Source organism: Amycolatopsis sp. NPDC004079 (assembly GCF_040610415.1).
GTDB classification, from domain to species: domain Bacteria; phylum Actinomycetota; class Actinomycetes; order Mycobacteriales; family Pseudonocardiaceae; genus Amycolatopsis; species Amycolatopsis halotolerans.
In genome coordinates this window covers 1-26,825 of record NZ_JBEXMH010000028.1, presented here as the reverse complement: position 1 = coordinate 26,825, position 26,825 = coordinate 1, and the positions used below count along the sequence as shown (strand labels likewise).

The following is a 26,825-nucleotide window of genomic DNA, read 5'->3' as shown; positions in this document are numbered from 1 at the left end:
TGCTGGCGCCGTCGGACAAGGGGAATCTCGGGCGGGCACCGGCGGTTTCCGCAGCACGGGCCGCCGAGCCGTGGAGGGGTCGACCATGACGTTGAGCCGTCGTCGTCTTTTGCAGTTGTCCGCGGCCGCGGCGGGCACGGCCGTGGTCGGGTCCGGAACCGTTGCCGAGGCCGCCGGAAAAGAGCCGGACTGGGCCGCGTTGCGCAGGCGGCTGCACGGCGCGCTGCTGCAGCGAAATCACGCTGGCTACGAGGAAATCCGCCTGCCGTTCAACATCCTTTACGACGACCGCTACCCGTCGGCGATCGCCCGCTGCGTCGACGCCGACGACGTCCGGAGGTGCCTGGAGTTCGCCGCGGAAAACAAAATCACCTTCGCGGCCCGCAGCGGCGGCCACAGTTATGTCGCATATTCCACTCCGGGCGACGGATTGGTCGCGGATCTCAAGCTGATGAACCGCGTGGAGGTCCGGCGTAACGGCACCGCGGTCGTCGGCCCCGGCACGCGGTTGATCGACGTCTATCACGCACTCGCCGCCGGAGGCCGCGCATTGCCGGGCGGCACGTGCGGCTCGGTCGGCATCGCCGGGCTCGCGCTCGGCGGCGGAATCGGCGTGCTGATGCGGAAATACGGACTGACCTGCGACCACCTGGCCGGCGCGAAAGTGGTGACGCCGCGCGACCTGCGGGTACGTTCGGTCGACCCGGGTTCGGACCTCGGCTGGGCGCTCACCGGCGGAGGCGGCGGGAACTTCGGCGTCACCACGGAATTCACCTTCCGCACGGTGCCCGCGCCGCCGCGGGTCACGGTGTTCGTGGTGAACTTTCCCGAGGGTTCCGGCACCGACGTCTACGGTGCCTGGCAGGACTGGATCACCGCCGCGCCAAGGGAATTCTGGTCGAACATCTCGGTGCTCGGCGGCCCGAATCCGGCCGCGGGCGTGCCCGGCTGCCTCCTCGGCGGTGAGCAACAAGCGCGCGAGCTCATCGCCGACCTGGAACGCCGGGCCGGGGTCAAGGGCACGGTCAGCGGATTCCAGGAGACGGATTATCTCGGTGCCATGGATTTCTGGTCCGGAAGCCTGGGCCGTCGTCGATTCATGGCCGCTTCCCGGGTTCTGGCGCGAAAAGCGGATCCGGCACAGCTGAGCGCGCTCGTCACCGGCGAGACCAAGATCGCGCTGGAAGTGAACCCGCTCGACGCGGCGGTCTCCGACGTCCGCCCCACCGACACCGCGTTCGCCCACCGCGGCGTTTTCGGCGACGTGCAGGTTTATCTCAGCGCCGACCCGGACGTCGACCGGGAAACCGCGAAGCACGAGGTGAACGACGTTCAGGCGCGGCTGGCGAAATTCGCCACCGGCGGCGCGTACGTCAACTACATCAACGACGACCAGAAGGATTGGGCCACCGCGTACTACGGGGTGAATCTCGGGACGCTCCGGGCGGTAGCGGCGAAGTACGACCCGAGTGGGGTGCTCGCGTTCGAGCAGGGTCTCTCGCCGCGCCCGGTGTGAAAGCCGGTCTGCGGCCGGCGCAGGACTCCGGCCGCAGACCGGCGGGCCAGGCTTCTCCGGCCGCGATGTCAGGGACTTATCAACAAGCTGCGCAGCCCGCGCCCGCTGAACGTCCACAAAGGACGCCAACAGCGCCGAGATGCCCGCTTTATCACCATGCGCCCGGATCATGAGCTCCGTAAGGGGAACCCTGAGGGACTCAGAGTCCCTCAGGGTTCCCCTCACGGACGCCTGGCCCCGCCCAGATCCTTCGCGACCTGGGCAAACTGCACGCGCAGCGCCGCCTTCCGGCATTGCCCTTCACGGACCGGCCGAGGGTGGCTAGGCGGCGACCTGCAGGATCCAGGTGACCCCGAAGCGGTCCCGGAGCATGCCGAACGCCGGGGCCCACTGCGACGGGCCGAACGGCTCGATCACCGTCGCGTCCTCGGACAGCTTCTTCCAGAACTCGCCGACCTCGTCGACGGAATCGCCGCCGACGGACAGGAAGAACTTCTCCGTGGTGACGGTCATCCCGTTCTCGCGAGTGGTCTCGCCGACCGGCGCGGCGGCCGCGATGCCGGGGACGTCGTAGGCCATCACCTGGAACCCGTTCTCGCCGACGACCTGCCCGAAGACGACGTGGTCCGCGCCAGGCGCCTCCTTCGGCATCCCGAAGTCGCCGTAGGTGGCGATCCGGATCTCCCCGCCGAAGACCGACCGGTAGAACTCGAGCGCCTCCCTGGCCTCGCCCCGGAAGTTCAAGTGGGCGACGGCGTGCACTGCCATGATTTCGACTCCTCGATTCCCGCGCCGGACTCGTTCCCGCGCTGGAATCGAGACTCGCAGCAGTAGCGGTCAGGCAGTGGCCGCTACTTCCGGCATGATCGAAACCATGCGAAAAGTGACCGACGACGAGCGACGAGACCGCATCGGACTGCGGCATGCACTGGCGACCGCCGCGCCCGGGGTGGAGGACGCCGTCCGCGCGGTCACGTGCTTGCACGCGACCGAGGCCAGCAGCATCTATCTTTCCGCGTACGCCCGTTCCCGCGCCGACCGGGCGTCCATTTCGGACGCATTGTTCGGCCGACGCACTGTGGTGCGGCAACTGGCGATGCGCCGGACGGTATTCGCGTTTCCGGTCGATTTATTCGCTGCGGCAAGGGGAAGCGCGTCGGCTCGGGTCGCTCGGCAGATGACCGCGCGGCTGGCCAAGGACGCCGAGCTCGCCGGGATCGACGACGGTCCGGCATGGGTCGCTGACCGATGTTCCGAGGCGCTGGCGGCGATCCGCGACGAGTCCGGCACCACCGCGCAGCTACGCGCCCGCATTCCCGAGCTGAGCACGCGGATCGCCGCCGAAGGACGGCCCACCGTCCTTGCCCCCGTGGGGTCCCGCGTCCTCTCCGTGCTCGCGGCCGGCGGTTCGGTGGTACGAGGGGAGAACGCCGGTCGCTGGCAGACGTCGCGTCCAGTGTGGACAGCGGTTGAGCAGTGGCTCGGCGAGGATCCGGGCGTCCTGGACGAACGGGCAGGCTACCGGGAGCTGGTGCGGCGGTGGCTGTGGTCATTCGGGCCGGGGACCGAGGACGACCTGGTGTGGTGGCTCGGCGCGACGAAAACCGCGGTCCGCCGCGCGCTGGACGACGTCGGCGCGACGCCCGCCCTGCTGGAGGACGGCGCCCCGGCGTGGCTGCATCCCGGCGACGAGGAGGAGGTCCGCCTCGACGGGGACTGGGCGGCGCTCCTCCCGACCCTCGACCCGACCACCATGGGCTGGCGCCGCCGCGACTTCTACCTCGGCGACCACGGCCCGCACCTCTTCGACGGCGCGGGCAACGCCGGTCCGACGGCGTGGTGGAACGGGCGGATCGTCGGGACCTGGACGCAGCAGGCGGACGGGACGGTGGAGGTCGTGGCGATCGATCCGTTGCCGCGGGCCGCGGTGCGGGCGTTGGACCAGGAGGCCGCGAAGCTCACCGCCTGGTTCGACGGTGAGCGGGTCGCGACCGGTTACGTGTCGCCGCTGATTCAGGGCCGGGTCAGTCGCGGCGCCGGAGCTTCGGGTCGGTAAGCGAAGGCGGGACATACGACACGTCGATCGGCCCCACGTCGGTGCCCGGCGCGACGATCTCGTCGATCCGGTCCAGGACGTCGTCGTCCAGCCGGATGTCGGCACCGGCCAGCAGGTCGTCCAGCTGCGGCAACGTCCGGGGCCCGATGATCGCGGACGTCACGGCCGGATGGTTGACCGCGAACGCCAGCGCCAGGTGCGTCAGCGAAAGCCCGGCTTCCTCGGCCGCCTGCGCGAGTTGCTCGACGGCCGCGTGTTTGCGCTCGTCGCTCATGTGCCGCGGCACGAACCGCAGCTGTGCTTCCCGCAGCTGCTCACCGCCTGGCCGGTAGCGGCCGGTCAGCAGGCCCATCGCGAGCGGGCTCCACACCAGCACTCCCATGCCGTACCGATCGCACACCGGCAGGATTTCGCTCTCGATCCCCCGGTTGAGCAGCGAGTACGTCGGCTGCTCGGTCCGCAGCCGGGCCAGCCCCGCGCGTTGCGACACCCATTGGGCTTCGACGATCTCGGACGCTGGGAAGTTCGAGGACCCGACGGCGCGCACCTTCCCGCTGCGCATCAGGTCGGTCAGCGCGGAGAGGGTTTCCTCCAGGTCGGTGTCGGGATCGGGGTGATGGAGCTGGTAGAGGTCGATGTGGTCACTCCGCAAGCGCCGCAACGACTGTTCGACCTCCGCGACGATCCAGCGCCGGGAGCTTCCACCGCGACCCGGGCCCATCGAGCCGTTGACCTTCGTGGCCACCACGACGTCGTCCCGGCGACCCTTCAACGCCGCGCCGAGGATCTCCTCGGACTCCCCGCCGGGTCCGTAAACATCAGCGGTGTCAACGAAGTTGATCCCCGCGTCGAACGCGCGGTGCACCATCCGGACGCACTCGCCGTGATCGGGATTGCCGATCTTCCCGAACTTCATCGTGCCAAGGCAATAGGCGCTGACCTTGATCCCGGTCCGCCCCAAAAGCCGCATCTGCATGTGCCGGTTTCCTTTCCTGAGCAACGCCACGCTCGCAGAGGTAGCGGCCAGCCGGTGACCGCTACCGCGCACAATCTGCGAAAGTGCTCAGGTGACCGACGTCGTGCTGCCGCCCCGGCTCCAACGCGGAGACCGAGTACGGCTCGTCTCCCCGGCGAGCTGGCCAACTGACGAAATGCTCGCGGAATCCGTGCATGCGCTGGAAAACTGGGGCCTGACCGTCGAAGTCGGCAAACACGCCCTCGACCGGCACGGCTACCTCGCGGGACTCGACGAGGACCGGTTAGCCGACCTCAACGACGCCTACCTCGACCCCGGCGTACGCGCGGTCATCGCCACTCGCGGCGGAGCCGGGGCGTACCGGATCGCCGACGGGATCGATTTCGCGGCCGTGCGCGCGGATCCCAAGCCGCTCATGGGGTTCAGCGACATCACCAACCTGCATCTCGCGTTGTGGCGGCGCTGCCGGATCGCCGGGATCCACGGCTTCCTCGCCGGCGCGCGCTCCGCCGAATCGACCCGGCGGCTGTTGTTCGAGCCCGAACCCACGACGCTGCACCGGGACCCGAACTCGCTCACCGCAGCGGTCTCGTTTCCCGGGACGGCCACCGGGAACCTCGTCGGCGGCCATCTCGGCACGGTCATCGGGTTCATCGGTGCCGGACTGCCCAGTCTCGACGGCGCGATCCTGTTCCTCGAAGCCCCGCGCGCGATCGGGCTGGGCCAGGTCGACCGGCAGCTGACGCACCTCATGCGGTCCGGTTCGCTGCGCGGTTTGCGCGGGGTCGCGCTCGGCCGGTTCCCCGGGTTCGAGGACTACGCCGACCGCGGCTGGACCGTGCTCGACGTGCTGCGCGACCGGCTCGGCGCGCTGGGCGTCCCGGTGCTCGGCGGCATCGACGTCGGCCACGGCACCGCCCCGCTGTCAGTGCCGCTCGGACCGGTCGCGACGCTGGACGCGGACACGCTGACAGTCGGGCCCACGGTCCGCTAGGGACCCCAGCTCAGGTGCCGGTAGTGCAGCCCGTTCTTCGACTCCTGCCATTCCCCGACGGTGTCCGGCTCCCGGCCGATCTCCGGCGCGTAGACGTCGCCCTCGAAGGACTCGCGGAGTTCGGTCACCTCGATCCGGTCGGCGAACGGCAGCGACTCCTGGTAAATCCGCGCGCCGCCCATCACCCACAAATCCTCGTCGGCGGCGGCCGCAAACGCTTGCTCCAGGCTGGGGAACGTCTCCGCGCCGTCCTGCGGCGTGCGGGACACCACCAGGTTGCGCCGTCCCGGCAGCGGCCGGAAGCGTTCCGGCAGCGACTCCCACGTGCGCCGTCCCATGAGCACGGTCGCGCCCGCGGTCACCGTGCGGAAGTGCTTCATGTCCTCCGGGATGTGCCACGGCAACGCGTTGTCACGGCCGATGACGCGGTTCGCCGACTGTGCCCAGATGAGTCCGATCATCAGACGGCCACCGGAGCCTTGATGCCGGGGTGCGGGTCGTAGCCCTCCAGCGAGATGTCCTCGTATCGGTAGTCGAACAGGCTCTCCGCCGGCTTCAGGCTCAGCGACGGGAACGGCCGCGCGTCCCGGGAAAGCTGCTTGCGGACCTGGTCGACGTGGTTGTCGTAGATGTGGCAGTCGCCCCCGGTCCAGACGAAGTCGCCGACGCGCAGGCCGACCTGGTCGGCGATCATGTGTGTCAGGAGCGCGTAGCTCGCGATGTTGAACGGGACGCCGAGGAACAAGTCCGCGCTGCGCTGATAGAGCTGGCAGGACAGCTCACCGTTGGCCACGTAGAACTGGAAGAACGCGTGGCACGGCGGGAGCGCCATCTGCGGGATGTCCGCGACATTCCACGCCGACACGATGATCCGCCGCGAATCCGGGTTCTCGCGCAGGGTGCGGAGAACGTCGCTGATCTGGTCGACGTGACCGCCGTCGGGCGTCGGCCAGGACCGCCACTGGACGCCGTACACCGGGCCGAGGTCGCCGTCCTCGGCCGCCCATTCGTCCCAGATCGTGACGCCCTGGTCACGCAGCCAGTTCACGTTCGAGTCGCCGCGCAGGAACCACAGCAGTTCGTACGCGATCGAGCGGAAGTGCACTTTTTTCGTGGTGATCAGCGGGAATCCGTCGGCCAGCCGGTAGCGCAGCTGGTGCCCGAAAATCGACCGGGTGCCCGTACCGGTGCGATCCCCCTTCTGGGCTCCCGTGTCGAGCACGTGCTGAAGCAGGTCTTCGTACTGCGTGTCCGGCATGGGTGCGGATGGTAGTCGAGACAGCGCCGTGTCAGCCGGATATCAGCCGCGGCGGTGACGCTGGTCGCACCACCACCCAGAGGGGGATTTCCGATGACACGCCCACCCGGCCTGCCGCTCGAGCGCGACGCAGGCCCGTTCGCCCCGCCGTCCGCCATCACCCGGCTGCGGGAGTCCCGGCCGGTGAGCCCGCTGAAGTTCCCGGACGGGCACGACGGCTGGCTGGTCACCGGCTACGACGCGGTCCGCCAGGCGCTCGCCGACCCGCGGTTCAGCTCGCGCCAGGACCTCGGCCCGGTGCACGTGCCGTATGAAACGCCGAGCATGCCGGAAGCGCAGGAAGAGTTCGAACCGTCGCCGCAGACGCCCGGCCTGTTCATCACGATGGACCCGCCGGACCACGGCCGGCTGCGCAGGAAGCTGACCGGAACGTTCACCGTCAACCGGATGAAACGGCTCGAGGAGCGCATCACCGAAATCGCCGAACAGCAACTGGATCACCTCGCGGACTGCCCGAAGCCGGTCGATCTGGTCAAGGAATTCGCGCTTCCGGTGCCGTCGCTGGTGATCTGCGAAATGCTCGGGGTGCCGTATTCGGATCGGGAAATGTTCCAGAAGAACTCCGCGCAGATCATGCTCCGGGACCAGAGCGTCGACGACAAGATGGCCGCTTGGACGGCGATCTCGTCGTACCTCGGCGAACTCGCGGTGAGCAAGCGCGCGGAACCCGGCGCGGACATCCTCTCCGACCTGGCCCGCGACGAGGATCTCAGTATCGAGGAACTCGTCGGGATCGGGTTCCTGCTGCTGCTCGCCGGGCACGAGACCACGGCGAACATGCTGGCGCTCGGCACTTTCGCGTTGCTGGAGAACCCGGAGCAGCTGACCGCTCTGCGCGACGATCCGGACCTGATCCCCGGCGCGGTCGAGGAACTGCTGCGCTATCTGACGGTGGTCGACGTCCTCTTCCGGTACGCGGTCGAAGACCTCGAACTCGGCGGCGAAAAGATCAGCAAGGGATCGACCGTGCTCATTTCGATGGCGGCCGCCAATCGCGATCCTTCGCATTTTCCCGACGGCGACGACCTCGATGTCGAGCGGAATGCGCGCACGCATTTGTCGTTCGGCCACGGCGTGCACCAGTGCCTCGGCCAGCAGCTCGCCCGGATCGAAATGCGCGCCGGATTCGCCGGACTGCTGCGCCGCTTCCCGACGCTCGCGCTGGCGGTCCCGCCGGAAGAGATTCCGCTGCGGACCGGGATGAACATCTACGGCGTCCACGAGCTGCCCGTGACCTGGTGAAACCGCACGCGTCAACAGATCAGTTGACGCGTGCGCACGTCAACGTCTACGTTGACAACCATGGCAGACTCCGTGCGGGAAATGGCCGACCGATACTTCCGGCAACGCAGAAACCCCTTCCTCGACGAACTGGTGCGCACGGCGAGATCCGGACGCCAGCCCGGCGAAGAGCTCAGCGCCGAGGACGCGGCGGGCGCGTTGCACCTGGTCCCGGACGTCCGCGGCGACCTGGACCGGGCCGAGGTCACGCTGATCGAATCGGTCCTCGACCGCGGCTGGACCTGGGAACAGCTGGGCGCGGAGTACGGCAACCGGTCCAAACAGGCGATGCAGCAGCACTACCGGCGGCGCGGCGGGAACCGTTCCTGGCCGGCCGGGGAACGCCCGCCGCGCACCGGATCACCGCACCGCCTAGGCGACGAAGACCTGGACCCGGCCGACGTGGCGAAGGTGCGCGAGGCGATCAGCGCCCTGCTCGCCACCGCGCACGACGTCGCCGAAACCCACACCGTCGACGGGGTGTGGACTGCGGGCGAACCGATCCTGGAGGAGATCTCGACGGTCGGCCTGGATCCGTTGCCCCGCTTGGAAGTCGCGTGCCGCGCCGCGGCCGGCGCCATCGAGGACATGGTCGTCGCGGGATGGGAACGCCGTGATCCAGGACGGGAGGAGCGGCGGCGGCAGTCGTGGACCGTGCGGCTCGAGGACGAGATGCGGGACATGGCGGCCTGGCTCGACCGTGAACCGCAAGGACACCTCCTCCCCCGCGTCGACCGTCCGCTGACCGTCGGGACGACCACCGCCATACGGGCGGACCACGTCGAGATCGCCGCTGAGGAGGTCGGCCAGGCGAGGGAGTCGATCAGCCTGACTCTCGACCGGCTCGAAGCCCACCGCGCCGTGTTCGACCAGGTCATCGACGAACTGCGGCGGCGGCAGGCCGAATTGTCCTGAGCCGTCAGCGAACCCGGGACTGCAGCCACTTGTCCCAGGGCCGTTCCTTGTCCTTGGCGAACGGCACGTCCGACCGCAGCCCGCGCGGGATCAGCACCAGAGCTTCGCCCGCGAAGCTGACGCCGATCGCGAGCTGATACGGCCTCGCCTGTTCGTGCAAGCCGAATTTCACTGCCAGCACAGTGAATCCGAGCGACACGGCCACGCCGAGCACGAACAGCGCGAGGCTCGACTTGCGGTAGCGCTGCCACAACTCGCCCTTCTTGGCGTACAGCCGGATCGTCGCCCCGCGCGCCGCGCCGAAGGCGAGACCGACCACGCAGCTGCCGACGATCCACCACACGTCAGTGCTGGTCAGCCCCGTGAACCCGACCACCCCCGCGACACCGATCGCGATCAGCACCACCGGCGGCGCGACCGTGTCGCGCCAGTTCAACGGCTCCCCGAGCATCCGGAACACCAGCATCACCACGACGCCGACGATCAAGCTCACGAGCACCCACCCGCTCATCGCGGACCCCCTGCCCCAGACAACGCAGCGGCCTTTTTGGCACGCTCATGCTAAATCCATCGTGGCACCGCCGTGCTATAAACGCAACCATGCCGAAGATCGTGGTGCCGGAAGACCGGCGGACGGCCGTCAGCGAAGCCGTGGTCCGGGTGGTCCGCCGCGGCGGCGTCGAGGCCGCGACGCTCGGCAACGTGGCCAAGGAAGCGGGCCTCGCGATCGGGTCGATCCGGCATTACTTCGCCGATCACGAGGCGATGATGATCTTCACCATGGACCAGCTCGGCCGCCGGATCGGCGAGCGCGTCGCGGTCCGCGCGGACCGGCTCCTCGCAGCAGACACCGATCGCCGGACACTGGTCGAAGACCTGCTCGCCGAATTCCTCCCGCTCGACGACGACCGCCGGGACGAGGCCGTCGCGTGGCTGGCATTCACCGTCGCCGCCCGCACCCGGCCAGCGTTCCGCGCAAGTGCCGACGCCCAGCACCAGTACCTGCGCGACCTGATCACCCGGATCCTGCGCGAAGCCGTCGCGCTCGGCAGGCTTTCCGAGGAACTGGACCTGACCGTCGAGGCGGTCCGGCTTTCCGCGTTGCTCGACGGACTGACCATGCAAGCGGTGCTGTACCCGGAATCGACGCCCCCGGAATTGCTCCGGGACGCACTGCGGCGCAGCCTGCCGTAACCCCGGGTCCCTTGTGGACCAAAGTCCCACCGGCGCGATTCATCGGTTGTGAACGCGCTGTGAATATTGCGAATTACCTGTCGCCGCGATGAGCGAAACCGCGGCGGTGCCAGTCGTTTCCCCGCGGAACCGGATGTGAACACTCACACGGCGTGCCGGAGCCGTTGCTCTGCGGGAGTGGGCGAGAACACAGTGATGCTCGGCCGGGTCACCCCGGCAAGCTCCCTTCCCCGTCTGGCACAAGGAGATTCGATGGATTACCGACCCACCCGGCGGACTGTCCGGATTACGGTGGCGACCGGGGCAGCCGCGCTTGCCGTGGCGCTGCTGCCGGGCACCGCGCTGGCCCAGTCGACCAACGACGCGGGCCAGCCGAACGGCCTCATCAAGACCGCCACGCACACCAAGGTGGTCGAAGTCCAGCCGCTCGGCGCACACCTGAACCGCGCCGCGCTGCCCGCTTCGAAGCAGCTCTCGTACAACCAGCAGGTGCAGGAAAACGACCAGTGGTGCTGGGCCGCGGACGGCTCCAGCATCGAGCAGTCCCAGGGCGGCACCGCCTCGCAGGCCGATTTCTGCGCGGCGGGCAAGGGCACCCAGTCCGGGTACTGCCCGAACGAAGGCGGCCAGATCTCGGAAATCGTGCAGGGCTTCCAGGGCACCGGGTTCTCCGCGGAGAGCGCGAACGGACCGATCAGCTACGACTCGGTCCAGAACCAGGTCAACTCCGGAATCCTGAACCTGACCGGCATCTACTGGACCTCCGGCGGCGGGCACGCCGAGGTGATCTACGGATACGACAACACGAACAACTCGATCATGGTCGGCGACCCGTGGCCGAGCTACGAGCGTTACCAGACCTGGGACTACACCCAGTACCAGAGCAACGCCCAGTTCAACTGGAACGACACCATCGTCAACATCAAGAAGGGCTGACGAGCCGCCATGGGTGAGATCTGCCGGAAGTTCGCCGCCGGCGCGGCGATCGCGGTCGCGGCGCTCCTGTCCGCCGGTCCCGCCGAGGCCGCCGGGGCCTCGTGGGTCGCGCCGCCGTCGGAGCAGGACGTCGCGGCCGCGGTCAAAGCCGCGGAAACGGCGCGCGCGATCAGTTTCGCCACGTCGAACTTCCGGCAGGTCGGCCACGGCGAGCCCGGCCGGATCACGGTCGGGCACCGGGGAATCCCGGTCTACACGCTCAATCCCGATTTCGTCGCGGCGAAGCCGGGCGCCCCGGCCGGCGTGCTGCGGTCGATCGCGGTGACGGCCACCGCGGCCACCGGCGCGAAAGCCACCCTCCGCGCCGCGCCCGACCGCTCCGCGCCGACCGGCTGGTCGGTCGGGAACGTGTTGTCCGGCAACGACGAGGAGACGCTCAGCGCCCGGCTGCGGCCGGATTCGGTGCTGCTGAACGAACCGCAGATCAACGGCTGGTACGACCTCGGCCGCGACGGCGTCGTGCTCCTGCAGGCCAGCCTTCCCCAGTCGCCGGTCGGCCAGTTCACGCCGATCGCCGACTACGAACAGCAGGTGCACTCCCGCTACGCCGACAAACTGCCCGGTTCGGCCTACCAGCGCGGCGGCGGCATCGGGTTCAAGCAGACCCTCCAGCGCGACACCGGACCGGCCGGTTCGCTGACCGTCGGGCTGATCGTGTTCGGTTCCGCGGTGGCGGCGGCAGGCGCGTTCCTGTTGTGGCGCTGGACGAAACGCCGGATCAGTCCCAAATGAGATCGACCCCGGCGATGCCCACGCCGAGTTCCTCGAAGTAGGCGCTGACCGTGTTCCCCGGCCCGCAGAACAGCGGCTCGCGGACCAGCAGCTCCAGGTCTTCTCTCGGCCGGACGGTCCGCAGGCAGCGCGCGGGCAGCGCGGCCGGGTCGAAGCGCAGCCGCAGCAGGTACGCCGACATGCGGGAGCGCACGACCCGGTGGAAACTCCCCGGCCGGACCGAGGCGGAGGGACGCAGCGTGAACCCGAACGTGTGCGTCTCCCCCTCGGCGAGGCCGCGGTCGAAGAGGACCTCGAACACCATCCCCGCCGACCGCATGCTGCGCCGCACCCGCCCGACCCGGCAGCCGTCGACCGCGATGATCTCCGTCGCGGTGACGTCGCTGCCTTCCTCGTCCTGGTGCGTGACCAGGAAACTGTCCGGCCCGGATCTTCGGGCCCGCACCACCATGGTCGACGTGATCTCCTCGGTCCGGCCCTGCGCGCCGAGGGTCAGCACGTCGACGACCGTCGCGACGTCAAGGTCCGCGTTCTCCTCGACGCCCGGCGTCCCGCTCAGCTCGTCGCGCAGCGCGAACGTTTCCGCCCAGCTCTGCTGGAGTTCCGGCAGCGACGGCCTGCGATCGGCGTCGGCGGTCCGGTGCGGCCCGATCAGCACGACCAGGCTGTCCGGCGGGAGGTTCAGCACCGACTCCAGAGCGCGCACGACGTCGAGCGACCGCGGCGCGGACGGACTGCGCAGGCCGCGCTGCCAGTAACTCAGCGTGGACTCGGCGACTGAAACCCCGTGCGCGGCAAGGTGCGCGCGAAGCCGCGAAAGGGACAGCCCGCGCCGGTCGACGGCCTCGGACAACGCGCGGTGGAACGGACCGGACCGGACTGTTCGCGACGACCACCGGACCGCCAAGCTCTGCTGCTGCATCTGGCTTCCCCTGCTCGTGCCGAATAGCTGTTCAGCATGAGCAGTTCGTGACCGGGCAACAACCGTCCATGGTCGAGAATCGGACATTTCCCCCGACTTGGGGAGGCTCAGCCGTCCTCGAGGGTCCGCCAGAAGGCGCAGCTGCTCGTCGTCCAGCCGGTCGGTCAGCCAGGTGAACCCGCCGGTGGACATCAGGCGGGGTTGCGCGAGGTCCGTCACGCGCATGCCCGCGTCACCGGCTTCAGCCAACAGGGCTAGCACGCCGTACTCCGCCATGCTCGCGTTCGGGATGTTCAAGCAGTTCTTCGATCTTGTCGACCAGTACGCGCTCGTCGACAAACCCGTCCTGCTGGCCGCGACCGGCGGTGGCGATAACCACGCACTGGTGCTGGAGCATGCGCTACGGCGGCCGTCCAGTTCCTTCCCTCGACAGCTCAGCCCGTGAAGTAAGCCGTCGCGAACTCCGTTAACCGTTGTGCCGCCGCGGAAACATACGTGTCCGCACGCTGCACCACCGTCAACGTCCGATAACAACCCGGAGCATCCAGCTCCAACCCGACGGCCGCCTCGTCCTTGGCGGCTCGTCGGGCCACCTCCGGCACCAAACCGATCCCCAGCCCGCTCGCGATCAGCTGGCCGGTCGCGCCGGGTTCGTCGCTCTCGCAGGAGTAGTTCGGTTCCAACCCGGCCTCGGCGAAGAGGCGGTCGGCGAGGGTGCGCGGCCAGTAGCCGGGGCGGGTGGTCACCATGGGCTCGTTCGCGAGGTCCGCCATCCGCACCCGTTTGCGCCGCGCGAGGCGGTGCGCGCTGGGCACGGAGAGAATCACCTCCTCGCGCAGCAGTTCCCGCGTCTGGAGGCCGGGTTGCCGCAGCGGCTGCGAGGCGAAGCACAGATCGACCTCGCCCGCGCACAGTTGTTGCGCCATGGTTTCCGCCGAGGATTGGTACAGCCGCAGCTCGATGCCGGGGTACTCCGCGCGGAAGGCGCTCATCAGGCCGGTGAGCGTCAGCAAAGTTTCCGACGCTACGGCGACCCGGCCGTGGTCCAGGCCGGCCAGGTCGACGAGTTCCTGGCGGGCGTCGTCGAGTTCGCGCAGGGCCCGGTCGACGCGGCGCAGGAACGTGGTGCCGAAGTGGTTGAGCCGTATGCCCCGCCCGGCGCGTTCGAACAGCGGCACGCCGAGATCCGCTTCCAGCCGCGCGATCGCCCGGCTCAGCGACGGCTGCGCGATGCGCAGTTCGGCCGCCGCCTGGCTGAGGTGGCCGCGGTAGGCGACCGCCTGGAAGTAGCGCAGTTGCAGCAGGTCCATCTCATAGCTCCGAGGTCATGAGTATATGCCATATCTGGTCTTGGACGGCATGAGAAATTCAGCTTAGCGTCTGTCCGGGGGAAGATTCACGCGCACAAGGGGGAACAGTGGCCGAAACGGCCCTCACACGCGGGCGGACGTTGCTGGTGGTGATGCGGGTTTTCGCGACGCTCCACGCCGTCGCGATCCTGGGTCAGCCGGTGTTCGCCGGACGGTATCTGATCGGCGATTACGGCATGCTGGCGCTGCACGAACTCGGCGCGAACATCGTGTCGACGATCGCGCTGGCGCAGCTCGTGCCTGCCGCGCTGTACTGGTGGCGCGGCGGCGTCCAGTGGCCGTTCTGGGCGAGCCTGCTGCTGGCAGGCGGCGAGACCGCGCAGTACTTCGCGGGCCTGGCCGGTGCCCTTGACCTGCACATTCCGCTCGGCGTCGCGCTGGTCGCGATCGCGCTCGGAACGCTGTTCGGCATCTGGCGGACCGGGGCGCGGCGATGAGCGGGATGTCGCGACGCCGGTTTCTCGGACTGGCGGGCGGTGCCGGTGCGCTGCTCACTGCCGGGTTCGTCGCCCCGCGGTTGTTGCGGCCCGCTGCCGCTACCGGCGAGCTGCTGACCAGCGAAGTGCCGCTGCCGCGACCGTTTCAGGTGCCATTGCCGCTGCCGCCGGTGCTGAAGCCGGTATCCCGCGACGGTGGTGCCGACCGGTACGAGATCGTCCAGCGGGCGGGCACCGCGGAGATCCTGCCCGGACTGCGCACGCCGATCTGGGGCTATCAAGGCACTTTCCCCGGACCAACGATCGAATCCCGCAGCGGCCGGACCACGATCGTCCGGCACCGCAACGAACTTCCGGTCCCGACGGTCGTGCACCTGCACGGCGGACGCACGCCGCCGGAGTCCGACGGATACGCCACCGACCTCGTCCTGCCCGCCGACGGCCGGTACCTCGCCGGCGCCGGGCACGGCCATTCGGGGATGGCCGATCCGGACGCCGTCGTCACCACCGGCACTCGCGAGTACACGTATCCGTTGCGGCAAAAAGCCGCGATGCTCTGGTATCACGACCATCGGATGGATTTCACCGGCCCCGCGGTGTATCGCGGGCTCGCCGGACTGCACATCGTGCGCGACGCCGAGGAAGACGCCCTGCCGCTGCCGCGCGGCGAGCGGGAAATCCCGCTGATGATCACCGACCGCGCGTTCGCCGAAGACGGATCGATGCGGTATCCGTCGCTCGACCCTTCTTTGCGGGCTGTACCAGGCGTCGAAGATGCTTATGCCGCAGGGGTTCTCGGCGACGTGCTGCTGGTGAACGGCGCGCCGTGGCCGGTCGCGGAAGTGTCGGCGACCCGGTATCGGCTGCGCTTCCTCAACGGTTCCAACGCCCGCCGCTACGACCTCGCGCTCGACCCGCCGCCCCCGAGCGGACCCGCGTTCACGCAAATCGGCTCGGATCAGGGCTTGCTCGACGCCCCGCGCGGCCACGAACACCTGCCGATCGCGCCTGCCGAACGATACGACACGGTGGTCGATTTCGGTGCCTATCCGGTCGGTACCGAGGTCACGTTGGTGAACCGGCTCGGGACCGGGACTACCGCGCAGGTCATGCGCTTCCGCGTGGTCCGCCGAGCTAAGGACGACAGCCGAATCCCGGCGCGACTGTCCGAAGTGGAGCGACTTGACCGTGCACAAGCGACAGTGACGCGCGAGTTCGCGTTCCGAAGTGGACAGTTCAACGGCAGGCACGGCTGGACTATCGGCGGCGAAGCTTTCACTCCGACGCGGATCGCCGCGCAGCCGAAACTCGGCGACGTCGAGATCTGGCGGTTTGTCGCGGATCTGCACCATCCGATCCACCTGCACCTCGTGCACTTCCAGGTGCTTTCCCGCGGCGGCAAGGATCCCGCCCCACACGACGCAGGCCGCAAGGACACTGTGGACCTTCAGCCCGGCGAAGCGGTCGAGGTGATCGCCCGGTTCGACGGCTATCGCGGGCGGTACATGTTCCACTGCCACAACGCCGAGCACGAGGACATGGGGATGATGGCCACGTTCAAGACCGTCTAGGAGGTGGCGCGGTCACCACAAACCTTTCCGGCTGGGTGTCCCCGTCACCGTGACCTCGCGCAGCAATCTTCCTACGCTGGCCGCAACGGTTTCCTCTTCGATTCTGGAGGTGCGGCAATGAGCTCCCCAGCCCGACTGGCCGGTGCTGCGCTCGGCCTGTCCGCGGTGCTGGCCCTGACCGGCCAGACCGCCGCGACGGCCTCGCCAAAACCGGCGGCGAATTCGGTGACGTGCAATTCCGGTCCGCTGCAGGTGAAGTTCTCCGAATTCCCCGGTTCGCCGCCGAACGTGTTCTGGTCGCTCGGCGTCTTTTGTTCCGCTCCGGCGCAAATCTCCCTGTCCTCCCGGTTGGTCACCGGGTTCAGCACGCTGGCCTTCGGCACCAATCCCAGCGCGTTCACCCAGCTGCTGTTCACCACCTCGCCCGGCAACAAGTCCGTGTCGGTCCCGAAGGGCATCCCGGTGGAAGTGCTGGCGTCAGCCACGATCGCCAACCGCACCGGCGGCATCGTGACCATCGCCAGCTCCGCGGGCGGAAACTGCACCCGGAACAATTCGGTGCAGGTGACGTGCAATTACGCCAGCGGGTTCTTCCGTCCCTGACCGGGTTGGGCGTCGAGTGCCGACGGCCGCGGCACTCGGCGTCACTGGCGCGCGGACAGCGCGGCGAGCGCCAAATGCAGCACATGCAGATCGTGATAACCGCTCACTGACAGCCCGGTGCGCTGCTCGATCTGCCGGAGCCTGCGGTCGAGAGTGTTGGGGTGAATGTGCAGCATAGCGGCCACTCGCCGCCGGTCGGCGTTGCCGAGCACCCAGCCGCGCAAGGTGTCCACCAGCACCGGCGAATCGGTCAGCGGCGCGACTGTGCCGGACAACCGCGTCGCGAGGTCCGGATCGCCCGAAACCAGCCGATCCGCCAGCACATGCGACAAGTCGTAGAAACCGGCCGGATAACCCCGGCTGCGCACCAGCCGCCAGACTGTCACCGCTTCCCGGAAGGCGGCGGGAAGTTCCTTCGTGTTTCCCTTCGCCACCACCACCTGGACGCCGGGGCCGAGCGCGCCGAGAGCCGGGACCGACGAGTGTTCCGGCACCCGGATCCCCGGCCCGTCGACCACGGGCAAGGGATGCAGCAGGATGACGAAATTCTTGCGCGCCACCACCAATGCGCCGCTTTCGAGCAGTGTTCGCTCAAGCCGGTCCAGCTTGCCCGAGAGGTCGCCGCGCGGATCCTCGGGCGACACTAAAGCGATCAGGTATGCCGGAGCCCGCGAGCCCGCTCCGGCGGCCGAACCGCTCAGCAGGCCGCGAATCACCTGTTCGCGGTAGCGACCGGTTTCCGCTCGTTGCTGATGCCAGTCGAAGAACGCACCCAGTTCGGCAGCCTCGGCCAGCGGACCCAGCTGAGCCGACCACATCACCAACGGCATCAGTGTGGCCCGGTCGGTCACCGACGCTTCGGCGAGCGCGATCCGCATCGCGGCGGTGTAGCTGGTGGTGACGCCGAGCCGCAGCGACTCCGCGGAAAACCCTCCGTCGGCCACGACGTGCCCGAACTTTTCGTACGGGGAAAGGGTTTCCGGATCGACAATCTGGTCCGACCGCGCACAATCGAAGGCGAGATCCGCGCCGAACCGGATGAGTTCGATCGAGCGCGGGATCAGTGCGAGCGCCCCCGGACCGTGCCCGGCCATCGTGGCGTTCAGTTCGTTCCGCACCCCTGTCAGCACGCGGGGCAGCAGCCGTTCCAGAACAGCCCGGGTTTCTCCGCTACGCATGGCGACGGTTTCCTGACGGCGAGGTGCGCCCAGCATAGCGGCTGAACTACTTGGTCCACACCCACAACCTGACGCGGCGGCCGGTCGCGAAGGCGCACGCCAGCAGCGGCAGCAGCCAGTCCAGGAAGAGGAGGAAGAACAAGACGAGAATCGGGTCCACGCCCCACGCGTCGAGCACCCGGCCGCCGTCCACCCGGACGGACGCGACGACGAAGGCGGCCACGACGACCACCAGCCTGCTGCCCGCGCCGAGAAGAACGAACGTCCGGCCGAGCGGGTTGCGCAACGCCAGCAGCATCGCGCCGGCCAGGCAGCAGACCCCGCAGAAAACCTGGCTGACCAGGCCGCCCAGCATGCTGATCGACAGGGTCCCGTCTTCGGTCGGCACGAATCCCGTGGTCAGCGACAGCGCGTCGGCCGCGTCCCATCGGCTGCCCGGGGAGACGGAAGGCACGCTGCCGAGGGGCCAGATCAGGAACACCGCCTCACGCACAGCCAGCAGCACCGCGAACCCGATCGCGAGCAGCACCCCAGCCGGTATCCGCCCAGTCCGCTCCGTCACCAGACCCTCCTCCGCCACCGAGGCGGTCAAGCTAGGCCAGCTCGGGCGGGACCGGTCCCGAATCAGGCCAGCCGGTACCCGGCCCCCGCGACCGTCTCGATCACCGGCGGCAACCCGAGCTTCCGCCGCAACGTCATCACCGTGACCCGCACTGTGTTCGTGAACGGATCGGCATGCTCGTCCCACGCCTTCTCGAGCAACTGTTCCGCACTCACCACCGTCCCGTCCGCACGCATCAGGACCTCCAGGACCGCGAACTCCTTGGGAGACAACGGCAAGAACCGGCCGTCGCGGGACGCCTGATGCCGGGGCAGATCCAGCACCAGCCCAGCCGCCTTCAACACCGGCGGCAACGCCGGGCGCGCGCGGCGAGCCAGCGCGTGCACCCGAGCGACCAGCTCCGCGAATACGAACGGCTTGGTCAGGTAGTCGTCCGCGCCGAGGTTCAGACCGTCGATGCGATCGGTGACGTCGGCGGCGGAGGTGAGCATGAGGACCCGGGTCTCGCCTCCCGCGTCGACGATCGCCGCGCACACCTGGTCGCCGTGGACGGTCGGCAGGTCCCGGTCCAGAACGACGACGTCGTAGGCGTGCACGGCGACCCGTTCGAGCGCTTCGCCGCCGTCGTAGCAGACATCCACCGCGATCGAATGGCGCCGCAGCCCCTCGGCGATCGAATCCGCCAGGAGCGGCTCGTCCTCGACAATCAGTACCCGCATTCGATCATCATGCCCGGAACGGCGATAAAGGGGAGATAAGGATCAGGCGGGCAGGTGCACGTCGACGGTCAGGCCGCCGTTCGGATTGGCTCGCGCCGACACGTCCCCGTCGTGCGCGCGGGCGACGGAACGCACGATCGACAACCCCAGCCCCGAGTGATCCGCCGCGCCAGTCCGATCCGGCTTCCCGCGCCGGAACGGTTCGAACAAGCCCGGCACGGCGGTTGCGTCCACATTGGACCCGGAGTTGCGCACGCTCAACGCGGGCGTCGCACCAATCGTCACTGCCACCCACCCGTCCGGAACGTTGTAGCTGATCGCATTGCTCACCAGATTCAGCACCAACCGTTCGAGCAGCACCGCATCGCCGATCACCGTCCGCGCGCGCAGCCGGGTTTCCACCGTTACGCCGGCCTCCTTCGCCTGTGCGGCAGTGAGCTTCACGACCGAACGGACCACTTTGTCCAGCCGCACCGGTGCCCGAGCGCTGAGGCCGCGGTCGGTGCGCGCGAGCACCAGCAGTCCCTCGATCAGCCGCTCGCTGCGTTCGTTGGTCCGCAGCAAATGCGCACCCAGTTTGGTCAGCACCGGACCGGCCTCGGGGTTTTCCAAAGCGACCTCGATCAGCGTGCGCTGCACCGCGAGCGGCGTGCGCAACTCGTGCGAAGCGTTGGCCACAAACCGTTTCTGGCTGTCGAAAGAACCGGCGAGGCGGTCCAGCATGTTGTCGAAGGTGTCAGCGAGTTCCTTCAGTTCGTCGCGTGGACCGTCGAGGTTGATCCGCTGATCGAGCTTCCCGGCTTCGAGCCGTCGCGCGGTCGAGGTGATGGTGTGCAGCGGCCGCAGTGCGCGTCCGGCCATGAACCAGCCGAACAGCAACGCCAGCGCCGCCGTCACCACCAGCGCGATCGCCGAGGCGAGGACCAAAGTGGACATTGTCGAGCTGCGGTAATCGGTGAGCACGGCCGTGGCCACCCGCTCCGCCGACGCGGTATCCGCCGGGATCGCACTGAAAGTGGCGTCAGCAGGGAGCGCATCGGCGGACATCGCCTGGCCGAGCCTCAGCGAGACCCCGTCGCCGAGATACTGCGCGGGCACGGGCAGTTCGTTGCTGACGACAACGTAGGTCACCACTACCAGCACGATTCCGGCCAGCAGGAAGAACCCGCCGTACAGCGCGGTGAGCCGGGTCCGCACGGACAGCCGCAGCGGCCCCCGGCGGGTGCCGGCGTTCTTCTCGGCCAAGGATCCTCCCAGGTCGTCGCTGCCGACAAGTCTGTCGGATCCGGGCATAAGGAGAGGATAAACAAGATCGCTTAACGGGCCTGTATCGCCGCGTCGGTACTACTGGGCCACCGGCGGGAACCACCCGCTCGAGCGAAGGAGAATCCGATGCGGAAAGCACGTCTGGCGGCCGTCGGGGCCGGACTGGCGCTGGCACTGCTCACCGGGTGTTCGTCCGGGGACACCGCGCCGCAGGTGCCGTCGATCTCCAGCCCGAAGGCGAGTTCGGACCCGGGGGCCGCCGCCGGGAAAGCCGATCCCGCGGCTGATCGGGACGCGATGCGCAACTACGCGAAATGCATGCGCGAACACGGCGTCGACACGCCGGACCCGGGCGAGAACGAAGCCCCGACCATCAACTTCTCCAACGACCCCAAGACCACGGCGGCGCTCGACGCCTGCAAGAAGCTGCTGCCGGGCGGCGGCGTGCCGAAGAAGCTGACCCCGGAGGAGATGGACAAGGCGCGCAAGGACGCCAAATGCATGCGCGAGCACGGCGTCGACATGCCGGACCCCGACGCGGAAGGCGGCGCGCGGGCGCTGCCGATGAAGGACGACGGGACCAAATTCGAGGAAGCGCTCAAGGCGTGCGGAATGGGAATGGCCGGAAAGTGACCGGGAAACGAGCACGCTGGATCATCGCCGCGGGAGCGACTGTCGTCGTGGTCGGCACGACCTCGGCGGTAGTGCTGACGCATGTCGCCTCCGGCGGCGAACCGCCCGCGGCGGCGAAACCGGTGGCGACCGCCGAAGTGACCAAATCGGACTTGAAGGAAGAGGAGAACGCGACCGGAAAGCTCGGCTACGGCAAGGAATCCACGCTGAGCGGCAAAAAGACCGGCACAATAACGTGGCTGCCCTCTCGCGGCGACGTACTCGGCCGCGGCAAGTCGGCGTACACAGTGGACGCCAAGCCGGTGCCGCTGTTTTACGGAAACCTGCCGTTCTATCGCGTGCTGAACGACGGCGTGGACAAAGGCCCGGACGTCAAGGAACTTGAAGAGAACCTGAAAGCGTTGGGGTACAGCGGTTTCGGCACGCCCGACGAGAAGTTCACCTCGGCGACCGCAGCAGCGCTCAAACGCTGGCAGAAATCTCTCGGCCTGGAACAGACCGGGTCCTTCGATCCCGCCGACGTCCTGCTGGCCCCCGGCGAGATCCGGGTGTCGGCGGTGACCGGGCAACTCGGCGGGCCGGGCGCGGGCGAGATCTTCAAGTACACCGGCACGGCACGCGTCGTGGAAGCCGAACTGGACGCGACCAAGCAGAGCGTCGCGGTCAAGGACGCGAAGGTGTCGGTCTCGCTCAACGGCCGCACGCTGACCGGCACCATCACCGACGTCGGCAACACCGCCGCGGAGGACAAAGAGAACGGCAAGGCGAAGGTCACCGTCCAGATCCGGATGGACGACCCGGCCGCCACCGGCGACGTCATCGACGTTCCGGTCTCCGTGCGGTTCACCAAGCAGGTCCACCGGGACGTGCTGGTGGTCCCGGTCGGCGCGCTGGTCGCGCTCGCCGAGGGCGGCTACGCGGTCGAGGTCGACGAGCAGGGCAAGCGACGGCTGGTCGGCGTCGAGACCGGGCTGTTCTCTGGCGGCCAGGTCGAGGTCAAGGCCGCCGGTCTGCACGCGGGTCAAAAGGTGGTGACCACGTCATGATCCCCGTGCTGGCCGCGTATCGGGTGTCGCGCACCTACGGCGGGAACGTGCCCGCGCTGCGGAATGTCTCACTGTCCTTTTCGGACGGCGAGATGGTCGCGATCGTCGGGCCGTCCGGCTCGGGCAAATCCACGCTGCTGCAACTGATGGGCACGCTCGACCGGCCGACCGAAGGCCGGATCGAAATCCGCGGGCACGACGTCGCGCAGCTGTCCGATCGCAAACTCGCCGCGCTGCGTTCGCGGTGGATCGGGTTCGTCTTCCAGCAGTTCTTCCTCGACGACGGCGAAACCGCGGTGGGCAACGTGTGCAGCGGCCTGCTGTACAGCGGAGTCCCGAAGCGGAAACGGCGCGCGCGAGCATTGGAGGCACTCGACCAGGTCGGGCTCGGTCATCGCGCCGGGCACCTGCCGGGCGAACTGTCCGGCGGCGAACGCCAGCGGGTCGCGATCGCGCGGGCGGTCGTGAACACGCCGCCGATCCTGCTCGCCGACGAACCCACCGGGAACCTCGACACCGGCAACGGCGCGGCAGTGCTGTCCCTGCTCGCGGAGCTCAACGCCGCGGGCACCACGATCGTGCTCATCACGCACGACCGGGAGATCGCGGCCGGAATGCCCCGCCGGATCGAAATCCTCGACGGAGAACTGCGCCTCGACACCGGTGCCGCCGATCTCGCGGGAGCAGCGCAATGATCGCGCCAGCGCCAGCACCGCCCAGCCCGAACCGGCTCGGTCCCGCCGACCTGCTTTCCCTTGGCGCGCATGGCATGCGCACCCGACCGCTGCGCGCGATGCTGTCCGCGCTCGGCATCGCCATCGGCGTCGCGGCGATGGTCGCGGTACTCGCCATCCCGGCGTCGGCAGACCAAGCACTGCAAAACAAACTCGCCGCGATGGGCACTAACCTGCTCCGCGCCGAAGCCGGTCAGACGCTCATGGGCGGCTCGGCGAAGCTCCCGGACTCAGCGGTACCGATGGTGCGGCGGATCGCGCCGGTCGAGGGAGCGGTGGAGGTCGGCAAGGTCAACGCCAAGGTGTACCGCAACGACCGCGTCGGCAAGGACGATTCGGCGGGCGTCTCGGTGTTCGCCGCGCGGCCGGATCTGCTGCCGGTGCTCGGCGGGAAGGTCCGGACGGGGACGTTCCTCAGCCCGGCGAACCAACGCTTCCCGGCCGTCGTGCTCGGCTCGGAAGCGGCGTCACGGCTGGGGATCGACCGCCTCGACCCCGCCCGGCCGCCGCAGATCCTGATCGGCTCGTCGTGGTTCAGCGTCGTCGGGATTCTCGCCCCGATGCCGCTCGCGCCGGAGGTCGAGCGTTCGGTGCTGATCGGCTGGGACGTCGCCACCCGGGTCTTCGGCTTCGACGGCCACCCCAGCACGGTGTACCTGCGCGCGAGGGAATCCCAGGTCAACGCGGTGCGTTCGGTGCTCGCCGCGACGATCAACCCGGCCGCGCCGAACGAGGTGGCGGTCGATCGGCCGTCCGACGCGCTCGCCGCGCAGCAGTTGACGAAGAACACCTACGGCGCGCTGTTCCTCGGCCTCGGCGGGGTGGCACTGCTGGTCGGCGGCGTCGGCGTGGCGAACACGATGGTGATCTCGGTGCTGGAACGCCGGCGCGAGATCGGGCTGCGCCGCGCGCTCGGCGCGACCAGGGGCCAGATCCGCGGGCAGTTCCTCGCCGAATCGGTACTGCTGTCCGGATTGGGCGGGCTCGTCGGGGTGGTGCTCGGGGTCGGCGCGACGGCGGGCTACGCGCTCAGCCAGGGCTGGCCCGCGGTGCTGCCGCCGGTCGCGCTCGTCGGCGGGGTGGCGGTCTCGGCCGCGGTCGGCGCGATCGCCGGGGCGTATCCGGCGATGCGGGCCGCGCGGCTTCCTCCGGCCCAGGCCCTCGCTTGAGTTCTCGGGTAGCCCGCACGGCCGCGTGAACGCCACCCGGTCGTGCGGGCAAATATAAACACTGGACTCCCGTCTAGTGCTATGGTGCAACTACGGTTACAAGTACTAACGTTCAATTGAGTTCCTAATCAACTCCGGCCTGCCGAGGTACCGCAGGCACTACCGCGGCTCGGCAGTGCGGGGGATCGAACCCGCGCGCCGAATCGCGGATCCTCGGCCGAGGCGGACGCGAAGGACACGGCGCTGTCGCCGGGAACGACTGGTCTGTGAGCTGACATGAGCGCATTGCCCGAACGAGTGGCGATCATCGCCAACGACCCGATCAGCGGCGAGGGTGCCGCCGCCTACCTGCGCGCCGCGCCCCGCTACGCCGTGATGGCCGCCGGCGAGGTCCCGCGCGCGGACGTCCTGCTCGTGATCGTGCCGGAGGTCCGCGAGAAAACCCTGCTCGACCTGGCGCGGATCCGCCGGGCGGCGCTCGCGCCGGACGTGCGCGCGGTGCTGGTCGCGGACCGGATCGACAAGGCCGAACTGAGCAGGCTCGGCGGCTTCGGCCTGTCCGCGGTGCTGTACCGCGGTTCCGCGACGCGCGAGAAGATCCTCGACGCGCTGGCCGCCCGGGTGCCGGCGGCCGAACCGGAGGAAGTCCGCGCGACCAGGCTGACGAACGAGTTCCGCGCCAGCGAGGGCGAGGCGCGCTATCCGCGAGGCTTCCTCGACCGGCACCGGCTGCAGAGCCGCGAGGTGGAGATCCTCGGCCTGCTCGCCGACGGCTTCGGCACGGTCGAAATCGCCGACCGGATGTCGTACTCGGAGCGGACGATCAAGAACATCATCAGCACCCTGCTGGTGCGGTTCGATCTGCGGAACCGTTCGCACGCGGTCGCGTACGCGCTGCGAACCGGCATCATCTGAACGTCTCAGATCGCGCCGTTGCGGAGTGCGTAGGCGACCGCGTGCGTCCGGTTGCGCAGATCCAGCCGCTGCGACAGGTCATGGATCACCTTCTTCACCGCGCGCTCGGAGAAGTTGATTTTCTCCGCGGTTTCGGCGGTGTCGAGGCCGTCGGCCAGCAGGCGCAGCACGTCGATTTCCCGCTGCGTCAAACCGGAACTGTGCGTCGGACGCGGATCCATCGGACGGCGGTAGTGGCTGAGCAGCGTCCCCAGCGCCGCCGGGGGCAGGATTCCGCCGCCGCGAGAAGCGGTCAGCACCGCGGCGGCCAACTGCTCGCTCGACGTGCGCTCGCGGTTCAGCAGGGCGACCACGTTGCACTCCACCGCCGTCAGCACCGCCGCGCCCGCGGTCTCCTCGTCGACGAGGAGAACCACCGGAGCGTCCACAGTGGCCTTCAGCCCGCGCAACGCGGACGTCGCCTCCACCGACAGCAGCTCGGCCGCGACGATGATCACGTCCACCTCGTCGGCGACCACGGAAAACTCGGGTCTCGCCTGCAGCCAGCTCCGGATCCCCGTGTCCGTAAGCGGATCCGAAGCTTGAATCAGCACCCGGACCGCTTCCTCGTGCACCGCCGCCCCGTTCATCCCACTCCCCCTGCCGCCGGTCCTCCCGGATTGCCGAATTTAGGGCCCCGGCGGGACGACCGGCGATCCCGCGCGGGGTAAAGATCAGGTACAGCCAGCTGTACCGCCCATGGTCCCGCGATACTGGTGAGGACGAAAGGACGCCGATGGCACGGACGGGACGCCGCCCCGGGCAGACCGAAACGCGGGAGGCCATTCTGGCCGCCGCGCGGGACCTGTTCGGCCGGAACGGGTACGAGGGCGCGACGATCCGCGCGATCGCCGCCGAGGCGGGTGTGAATCCCGCGCTCGTACACCATTTCTTCGGCAGCAAGGACCAGGTTTTCGCGACCGCGCTGCACCTCCCGGCCGACCCCGGCGTCGTGGTCGCCGCGATCCTCGACGGCCCGCGCTCCGAGGTCGGCGAACGCCTCGTGCGGCTGTTCCTGACCCTCTGGGAAACCCCGGCCTCGCGCGACGCGTTCTTCGGCGTGCTGCGGTCGGTCTCCACCACCGAACAGGCCGCGGACATGCTGCGCGGCTTCATCCAGGGTGCGCTGCTCGACAAAATCGCCGATGCCCTCGACATCCCGCCGCTGCGGGTCACCGGCATTGCCGCGCAACTGGTCGGGCTCGCGATGGTCCGTTACGTCATCCAGGTCGATCCGCTCGCCGGGGCCAGCCACGAGGACGTTCTCGCGTTGATCGCTCCTGCGGTGCAGCAGTACGTCGACCGACCTTGACCTCGTTCCCCCTCCGGAACACCGCCGCCACGACCCGCTTCCTCCCGCCCCAACGCCACATTGGCTCCACCCCTGCGAAAGTCCGTGAGGGGAACCCTGCGGGAATCAGAGTCCCCCAGGGTTCCCCTCACGGACCTCCGCATCACGCACCCGGCCAGCCGCGCGGCGCAAGAACCCCGCGCTAACGAGGTTTCTCGGCAGGGCCGCGCGGCGGTGTGCGGCCTGGGCCCGCTGGCAGCCGCAGCGATGCGAAGCACCGGCCGACCCTCGCCATGCCGCGCAGCTCCCGCAACCGTCCGTGAAGGGCTCCTTGAGGGTATGAAAATTACACAACGATACCGAAAACGAACACCCCCCCCCCCCCCCCCGCG

The 26,825-nt window shown here is 68.9% G+C and carries 29 protein-coding genes and 1 pseudogene; 18 read left to right on the top strand and 12 right to left on the bottom strand.

Translation table 11 applies throughout. The features are described from left to right. Positions 1-85 precede the first annotated feature (85 nt). Positions 86-1,516, top strand: a complete 1,431-nt coding sequence (locus ABZX37_RS26490) for an FAD-binding oxidoreductase (RefSeq protein ID WP_354743873.1) — start codon at positions 86-88, stop codon at positions 1,514-1,516. Positions 1,517-1,837: 321 nt separating this feature from the next. Here the strand turns inward: ABZX37_RS26490 and ABZX37_RS26485 are convergent, their stop codons facing one another. Continuing rightward, a complete protein-coding gene (locus tag ABZX37_RS26485) occupies positions 1,838-2,284 on the bottom strand; it encodes a VOC family protein (protein WP_354743871.1) in 447 nt (148 codons plus the stop codon). 106 nt (positions 2,285-2,390) lie between these two features. On the opposite strand from ABZX37_RS26485, the gene ABZX37_RS26480 reads away from it, so the two are divergent. Then, on the top strand, positions 2,391-3,572 hold the full coding sequence (locus ABZX37_RS26480; RefSeq protein ID WP_354743869.1) for a winged helix DNA-binding domain-containing protein: 1,182 nt from the start codon (positions 2,391-2,393) through the stop codon (positions 3,570-3,572). Here the strand turns inward: ABZX37_RS26480 and ABZX37_RS26475 are convergent. Continuing rightward, positions 3,541-4,548 carry an aldo/keto reductase gene (locus ABZX37_RS26475; RefSeq protein ID WP_354743867.1) on the bottom strand — a complete coding sequence of 336 codons (1,008 nt, stop codon included), beginning with the start codon at positions 4,546-4,548 and terminating at the stop codon, positions 3,541-3,543. The two genes, ABZX37_RS26480 and ABZX37_RS26475, sit on opposite strands and share 32 nt — an antisense overlap. Before the next feature lie 91 nt (positions 4,549-4,639). Here ABZX37_RS26475 and ABZX37_RS26470 point away from each other — a divergent pair, with 91 nt between their 5' ends. Further along, complete coding sequence (locus ABZX37_RS26470; protein ID WP_354743865.1) at positions 4,640-5,542, top strand: LD-carboxypeptidase; 903 nt, start codon at positions 4,640-4,642, stop codon at positions 5,540-5,542. On the opposite strand, the gene ABZX37_RS26465 is transcribed toward ABZX37_RS26470, so the two are convergent. Next, on the bottom strand, positions 5,539-6,003 hold the full coding sequence (locus ABZX37_RS26465) for a dihydrofolate reductase (RefSeq protein WP_354743863.1): 465 nt from the start codon (positions 6,001-6,003) through the stop codon (positions 5,539-5,541). The two genes, ABZX37_RS26470 and ABZX37_RS26465, sit on opposite strands and share 4 nt — an antisense overlap. Then, complete coding sequence (locus tag ABZX37_RS26460) at positions 6,003-6,800, bottom strand: thymidylate synthase (RefSeq protein WP_354743861.1); 798 nt, start codon at positions 6,798-6,800, stop codon at positions 6,003-6,005. The genes ABZX37_RS26465 and ABZX37_RS26460 overlap by 1 nt, the downstream gene beginning before the upstream one ends. 93 nt (positions 6,801-6,893) lie before the next feature. On the opposite strand from ABZX37_RS26460, the gene ABZX37_RS26455 reads away from it, so the two are divergent. Next, entirely contained in the window at positions 6,894-8,102 is a 1,209-nt protein-coding gene (locus ABZX37_RS26455; RefSeq protein ID WP_354743859.1) for a cytochrome P450, read from the top strand. A 60-nt stretch (positions 8,103-8,162) separates the two neighbouring features. Then, positions 8,163-9,056, top strand: coding sequence for a hypothetical protein (locus tag ABZX37_RS26450; RefSeq protein WP_354743857.1), 894 nt, complete (start codon positions 8,163-8,165; stop codon positions 9,054-9,056). A 4-nt stretch (positions 9,057-9,060) separates the two neighbouring features. Here ABZX37_RS26450 and ABZX37_RS26445 read toward each other — a convergent pair whose 3' ends face one another. Beyond that, entirely contained in the window at positions 9,061-9,567 is a 507-nt protein-coding gene (locus tag ABZX37_RS26445; RefSeq protein ID WP_354743855.1) for a DUF1453 domain-containing protein, read from the bottom strand. 89 nt (positions 9,568-9,656) lie between these two features. Between ABZX37_RS26445 and ABZX37_RS26440 the strand changes: the two genes are divergently transcribed. The 3 genes from ABZX37_RS26440 (at position 9,657) to ABZX37_RS26430 (ending at position 11,978) form a co-directional block, all read left to right on the top strand. Then, the gene (locus ABZX37_RS26440) at positions 9,657-10,250 is read left to right on the top strand and encodes a TetR family transcriptional regulator C-terminal domain-containing protein (RefSeq protein WP_354743853.1); all 594 of its coding nucleotides are present in this window, start codon (positions 9,657-9,659) and stop codon (positions 10,248-10,250) included. Positions 10,251-10,502: 252 nt separating this feature from the next. Then, on the top strand, positions 10,503-11,186 hold the full coding sequence (locus ABZX37_RS26435; protein ID WP_354743851.1) for a papain-like cysteine protease family protein: 684 nt from the start codon (positions 10,503-10,505) through the stop codon (positions 11,184-11,186). 9 nt (positions 11,187-11,195) lie between these two features. Next, entirely contained in the window at positions 11,196-11,978 is a 783-nt protein-coding gene (locus ABZX37_RS26430) for a hypothetical protein (RefSeq protein ID WP_354743849.1), read from the top strand. On the opposite strand, the gene ABZX37_RS26425 is transcribed toward ABZX37_RS26430, so the two are convergent. Further along, positions 11,965-12,900 (bottom strand): helix-turn-helix transcriptional regulator, encoded by a 936-nt coding sequence (locus tag ABZX37_RS26425; protein WP_344271281.1) that lies wholly within the window; start codon positions 12,898-12,900, stop codon positions 11,965-11,967. The two genes, ABZX37_RS26430 and ABZX37_RS26425, sit on opposite strands and share 14 nt — an antisense overlap. 286 nt (positions 12,901-13,186) lie before the next feature. On the opposite strand from ABZX37_RS26425, the pseudogene ABZX37_RS26420 reads away from it, so the two are divergent. Further along, positions 13,187-13,306: pseudogene (locus tag ABZX37_RS26420) on the top strand (NAD(P)H-dependent oxidoreductase); the annotation flags it as partial. Between the two features lie 28 nt (positions 13,307-13,334). Here the strand turns inward: ABZX37_RS26420 and ABZX37_RS26415 are convergent. Further along, on the bottom strand, positions 13,335-14,210 hold the full coding sequence (locus ABZX37_RS26415) for a LysR family transcriptional regulator (protein WP_354743847.1): 876 nt from the start codon (positions 14,208-14,210) through the stop codon (positions 13,335-13,337). Between the two features lie 107 nt (positions 14,211-14,317). Here ABZX37_RS26415 and ABZX37_RS26410 point away from each other — a divergent pair, with 107 nt between their 5' ends. The 3 genes from ABZX37_RS26410 to ABZX37_RS26400 all read left to right on the top strand — a co-directional run bounded on the left by ABZX37_RS26410 (position 14,318) and on the right by ABZX37_RS26400 (position 16,881). After that, positions 14,318-14,707, top strand: coding sequence for a hypothetical protein (locus ABZX37_RS26410; RefSeq protein ID WP_354743845.1), 390 nt, complete (start codon positions 14,318-14,320; stop codon positions 14,705-14,707). Then, positions 14,704-16,278 (top strand): multicopper oxidase family protein, encoded by a 1,575-nt coding sequence (locus tag ABZX37_RS26405; protein ID WP_354743843.1) that lies wholly within the window; start codon positions 14,704-14,706, stop codon positions 16,276-16,278. The genes ABZX37_RS26410 and ABZX37_RS26405 overlap by 4 nt, the downstream gene beginning before the upstream one ends. Before the next feature lie 117 nt (positions 16,279-16,395). Then, entirely contained in the window at positions 16,396-16,881 is a 486-nt protein-coding gene (locus ABZX37_RS26400; RefSeq protein WP_354743841.1) for a hypothetical protein, read from the top strand. A gap of 41 nt (positions 16,882-16,922) precedes the next feature. Here the strand turns inward: ABZX37_RS26400 and ABZX37_RS26395 are convergent, their stop codons facing one another. The 4 genes from ABZX37_RS26395 to ABZX37_RS26380 form a co-directional block, all read right to left on the bottom strand. Next, complete coding sequence (locus tag ABZX37_RS26395) at positions 16,923-18,059, bottom strand: helix-turn-helix domain-containing protein (protein WP_354743839.1); 1,137 nt, start codon at positions 18,057-18,059, stop codon at positions 16,923-16,925. Positions 18,060-18,105: 46 nt separating this feature from the next. Continuing rightward, positions 18,106-18,621: a hypothetical protein gene (locus ABZX37_RS26390; RefSeq protein ID WP_354743837.1), complete on the bottom strand. Its 516-nt coding sequence runs from the start codon at positions 18,619-18,621 to the stop codon at positions 18,106-18,108. 62 nt (positions 18,622-18,683) lie between these two features. Next, positions 18,684-19,340, bottom strand: a complete 657-nt coding sequence (locus ABZX37_RS26385) for a response regulator transcription factor (protein ID WP_354743835.1) — start codon at positions 19,338-19,340, stop codon at positions 18,684-18,686. 42 nt (positions 19,341-19,382) lie between these two features. Beyond that, on the bottom strand, positions 19,383-20,633 hold the full coding sequence (locus tag ABZX37_RS26380) for an ATP-binding protein (protein ID WP_354743833.1): 1,251 nt from the start codon (positions 20,631-20,633) through the stop codon (positions 19,383-19,385). 99 nt (positions 20,634-20,732) lie between these two features. On the opposite strand from ABZX37_RS26380, the gene ABZX37_RS26375 reads away from it, so the two are divergent. From ABZX37_RS26375 to ABZX37_RS26355, 5 genes are all read left to right on the top strand, one after another. Then, complete coding sequence (locus tag ABZX37_RS26375; RefSeq protein ID WP_354743831.1) at positions 20,733-21,239, top strand: hypothetical protein; 507 nt, start codon at positions 20,733-20,735, stop codon at positions 21,237-21,239. Continuing rightward, a complete protein-coding gene (locus tag ABZX37_RS26370) occupies positions 21,236-22,285 on the top strand; it encodes a peptidoglycan-binding protein (RefSeq protein WP_354743829.1) in 1,050 nt (349 codons plus the stop codon). Before ABZX37_RS26375 ends, ABZX37_RS26370 begins: the two co-directional genes overlap by 4 nt. Continuing rightward, entirely contained in the window at positions 22,282-22,980 is a 699-nt protein-coding gene (locus tag ABZX37_RS26365) for an ABC transporter ATP-binding protein (RefSeq protein WP_354743827.1), read from the top strand. The genes ABZX37_RS26370 and ABZX37_RS26365 overlap by 4 nt, the downstream gene beginning before the upstream one ends. Further along, positions 22,977-24,188 carry an ABC transporter permease gene (locus ABZX37_RS26360; RefSeq protein ID WP_354743825.1) on the top strand — a complete coding sequence of 404 codons (1,212 nt, stop codon included), beginning with the start codon at positions 22,977-22,979 and terminating at the stop codon, positions 24,186-24,188. The genes ABZX37_RS26365 and ABZX37_RS26360 overlap by 4 nt, the downstream gene beginning before the upstream one ends. Positions 24,189-24,464: 276 nt before the next feature. Further along, positions 24,465-25,103, top strand: coding sequence for a LuxR C-terminal-related transcriptional regulator (locus tag ABZX37_RS26355; RefSeq protein ID WP_354743823.1), 639 nt, complete (start codon positions 24,465-24,467; stop codon positions 25,101-25,103). A gap of 5 nt (positions 25,104-25,108) precedes the next feature. Here the strand turns inward: ABZX37_RS26355 and ABZX37_RS26350 are convergent, their stop codons facing one another. Next, the gene (locus ABZX37_RS26350; RefSeq protein WP_354743821.1) at positions 25,109-25,732 is read right to left on the bottom strand and encodes a response regulator transcription factor; all 624 of its coding nucleotides are present in this window, start codon (positions 25,730-25,732) and stop codon (positions 25,109-25,111) included. Positions 25,733-25,878: 146 nt separating this feature from the next. On the opposite strand from ABZX37_RS26350, the gene ABZX37_RS26345 reads away from it, so the two are divergent. Further along, entirely contained in the window at positions 25,879-26,454 is a 576-nt protein-coding gene (locus tag ABZX37_RS26345) for a TetR family transcriptional regulator (protein ID WP_354743819.1), read from the top strand. The last annotated feature ends 371 nt before the right edge of the window (positions 26,455-26,825 follow it).

Coding starts and splice junctions, on each gene's coding strand:
- ABZX37_RS26490 (WP_354743873.1), top strand. CDS start 86: ATGACGTTGAGCCGTCGTCGTCTTTTGCAGTTGTCCGCGGCCGCGGCG.
- ABZX37_RS26485 (WP_354743871.1), bottom strand. CDS start 2,284: ATGGCAGTGCACGCCGTCGCCCACTTGAACTTCCGGGGCGAGGCCAGG.
- ABZX37_RS26480 (WP_354743869.1), top strand. CDS start 2,391: ATGCGAAAAGTGACCGACGACGAGCGACGAGACCGCATCGGACTGCGG.
- ABZX37_RS26475 (WP_354743867.1), bottom strand. CDS start 4,548: ATGCAGATGCGGCTTTTGGGGCGGACCGGGATCAAGGTCAGCGCCTAT.
- ABZX37_RS26465 (WP_354743863.1), bottom strand. CDS start 6,003: ATGATCGGACTCATCTGGGCACAGTCGGCGAACCGCGTCATCGGCCGT.
- ABZX37_RS26460 (WP_354743861.1), bottom strand. CDS start 6,800: ATGCCGGACACGCAGTACGAAGACCTGCTTCAGCACGTGCTCGACACG.
- ABZX37_RS26455 (WP_354743859.1), top strand. CDS start 6,894: ATGACACGCCCACCCGGCCTGCCGCTCGAGCGCGACGCAGGCCCGTTC.
- ABZX37_RS26450 (WP_354743857.1), top strand. CDS start 8,163: ATGGCAGACTCCGTGCGGGAAATGGCCGACCGATACTTCCGGCAACGC.
- ABZX37_RS26445 (WP_354743855.1), bottom strand. CDS start 9,567: ATGAGCGGGTGGGTGCTCGTGAGCTTGATCGTCGGCGTCGTGGTGATG.
- ABZX37_RS26440 (WP_354743853.1), top strand. CDS start 9,657: ATGCCGAAGATCGTGGTGCCGGAAGACCGGCGGACGGCCGTCAGCGAA.
- ABZX37_RS26435 (WP_354743851.1), top strand. CDS start 10,503: ATGGATTACCGACCCACCCGGCGGACTGTCCGGATTACGGTGGCGACC.
- ABZX37_RS26430 (WP_354743849.1), top strand. CDS start 11,196: ATGGGTGAGATCTGCCGGAAGTTCGCCGCCGGCGCGGCGATCGCGGTC.
- ABZX37_RS26425 (WP_344271281.1), bottom strand. CDS start 12,900: ATGCAGCAGCAGAGCTTGGCGGTCCGGTGGTCGTCGCGAACAGTCCGG.
- ABZX37_RS26415 (WP_354743847.1), bottom strand. CDS start 14,210: ATGGACCTGCTGCAACTGCGCTACTTCCAGGCGGTCGCCTACCGCGGC.
- ABZX37_RS26405 (WP_354743843.1), top strand. CDS start 14,704: ATGAGCGGGATGTCGCGACGCCGGTTTCTCGGACTGGCGGGCGGTGCC.
- ABZX37_RS26400 (WP_354743841.1), top strand. CDS start 16,396: ATGAGCTCCCCAGCCCGACTGGCCGGTGCTGCGCTCGGCCTGTCCGCG.
- ABZX37_RS26395 (WP_354743839.1), bottom strand. CDS start 18,059: ATGCGTAGCGGAGAAACCCGGGCTGTTCTGGAACGGCTGCTGCCCCGC.
- ABZX37_RS26385 (WP_354743835.1), bottom strand. CDS start 19,340: ATGCGGGTACTGATTGTCGAGGACGAGCCGCTCCTGGCGGATTCGATC.
- ABZX37_RS26380 (WP_354743833.1), bottom strand. CDS start 20,633: ATGCCCGGATCCGACAGACTTGTCGGCAGCGACGACCTGGGAGGATCC.
- ABZX37_RS26375 (WP_354743831.1), top strand. CDS start 20,733: ATGCGGAAAGCACGTCTGGCGGCCGTCGGGGCCGGACTGGCGCTGGCA.
- ABZX37_RS26365 (WP_354743827.1), top strand. CDS start 22,282: ATGATCCCCGTGCTGGCCGCGTATCGGGTGTCGCGCACCTACGGCGGG.
- ABZX37_RS26360 (WP_354743825.1), top strand. CDS start 22,977: ATGATCGCGCCAGCGCCAGCACCGCCCAGCCCGAACCGGCTCGGTCCC.
- ABZX37_RS26355 (WP_354743823.1), top strand. CDS start 24,465: ATGAGCGCATTGCCCGAACGAGTGGCGATCATCGCCAACGACCCGATC.
- ABZX37_RS26350 (WP_354743821.1), bottom strand. CDS start 25,732: ATGAACGGGGCGGCGGTGCACGAGGAAGCGGTCCGGGTGCTGATTCAA.
- ABZX37_RS26345 (WP_354743819.1), top strand. CDS start 25,879: ATGGCACGGACGGGACGCCGCCCCGGGCAGACCGAAACGCGGGAGGCC.